This window comes from Mesorhizobium sp. M7D.F.Ca.US.004.03.1.1 (genome assembly GCF_003998635.1).
Lineage (GTDB): Bacteria > Pseudomonadota > Alphaproteobacteria > Rhizobiales > Rhizobiaceae > Mesorhizobium > Mesorhizobium loti.
This window is the reverse complement of the sequence record NZ_RZQG01001192.1, coordinates 1-1,533: the sequence shown is the minus strand read 5'-3', so window position 1 is coordinate 1,533 and position 1,533 is coordinate 1. Positions and strand designations below refer to the sequence as shown.

The 1,533-nt window shown below is 63.7% G+C and carries 1 protein-coding gene and 1 pseudogene; one reads left to right on the top strand and one right to left on the bottom strand.

Features of this window, described 5'->3' with window-relative positions; all coding sequences use genetic code 11:
* The first annotated feature begins 314 nt into the window (after window positions 1-314).
* On the top strand, window positions 315-1,058 hold the full coding sequence (gene lipB / locus EN935_RS35435; RefSeq protein WP_109667940.1) for a lipoyl(octanoyl) transferase LipB: 744 nt from the start codon (window positions 315-317) through the stop codon (window positions 1,056-1,058).
* A gap of 190 nt (window positions 1,059-1,248) precedes the next feature.
* Here lipB and EN935_RS35430 read toward each other — a convergent pair.
* A pseudogene (locus EN935_RS35430) lies at window positions 1,249-1,533 on the bottom strand (site-2 protease family protein); the annotation flags it as partial.

Below are 1,533 nucleotides of genomic sequence, written 5' to 3'. Positions count from 1 at the left end.
GTCGAGAAGACTCGAACTTCCACGGGTTGCCCCACAGCGACCTCAACGCTGCGCGTCTACCAATTCCGCCACGACCGCACGTGGTAGAGCCGGAACCGACCGGCTCGCGGCGTGTAGCAAATCGTTTCCGGCGAAACAAGTGCACGGCAAGCAATAATGTCAGGCGATTGGCATAATGCTCCACAGGGCTCGAATGTGGTGCCGGAACTGGACGTTTCGGCCTGCTATTGCCATATGGATGGCAAATGCATGTCGCCCAAAAGTGCAAGGCGGTTTTGGGGCCACGACAGGCATAAGCAAAAAGCGACACCGTCATGCCAGAACGCAGCCAGATCGCCACGTCGTTCCTGCCGCTCCCCGGTTCGGCACCGGTCGAATGGCTGATCGAGCCTGGCCTTACCGCCTATCCCGATGCGATCGCCTTCATGGAGGCGCGCGCCGAGGCGATCCGAAGCGGCGCTGCCGGTGAAATAGTCTGGCTGGTCGAACATCCGCCGCTCTACACCGCCGGCACCAGCGCCCGCAGCGAGGATCTGATCGACGCCAGCCGCTTCCCGGTCTTCGCAGCCGGCCGCGGCGGCGAATACACCTATCATGGGCCGGGCCAGCGGGTCGCCTATGTGATGCTCGATCTCAAGCGGCGGCGCGAGGATGTCCGCGCCTTCGTTGCGGCGCTCGAACAGTGGATCATCGGCACGCTGGCCGCCTTCAACGTGCAGGGCGAACGCCGCGAGGACCGGGTCGGCGTCTGGGTGGTGCGGCCGGATCGGCCTGCCTTGCCCGACGGCTCGCCGGCCGAAGACAAGATCGCGGCAATCGGCATCCGGCTGCGGCGCTGGGTCAGCTTTCATGGCATCGCCATCAATGTCGAGCCGGATCTCGACCATTTCAGCGGCATCGTGCCCTGCGGCGTGCAGGACCACGGCGTCACCAGCCTCGTCGACCTCGGCCTTCCCCTGACAATGGCCGACCTTGATCTGGCCCTGAAATCCGCCTTCGAGAATGTCTTCGGTCCCGCCACGGCTCTGCCTGTCGAAGCCCCGCGCAAGGCCGGTTGAGACTTCCTGATCCGGCACGGCTCCAGGTGTGTTGAGATTCAGGTCAGGCCGAGTCGAAAATGGCTCATAGCGAGAACCGGAGCGGAGCGTACTTTTCGTACGTGAGCTCAGTTCTACCGCGACGCGGTAGAACGGGGAAGCGCAGGTATCAGCCATTTGCAGGCCGGCATCACCTGAATATCAACACACCTTAGATGAGCTGGGCGGAGGCCCACAGCACGCCGTAGCCATGGACGGCGAACACCGCCAGCAGCGCTGCCGCCATGGCCAAGCGGTCGACGGTGCGAATCGGCTTCAACTCGTGACGCGGCTTTACCCCGCTGCTCATCGTCAGCAGGCTGAGGATCGAAAACACCGCGCCCGTCCCGAGCAGAAAATTGGCGGAAAAACCGGCCTGCCACCCCACAGCCAGGAAAGCCGAGAGCAGGAAGAACGAGGCCAGCGCCAGCGCGATCGGCCCGGAGCAGATCTGACG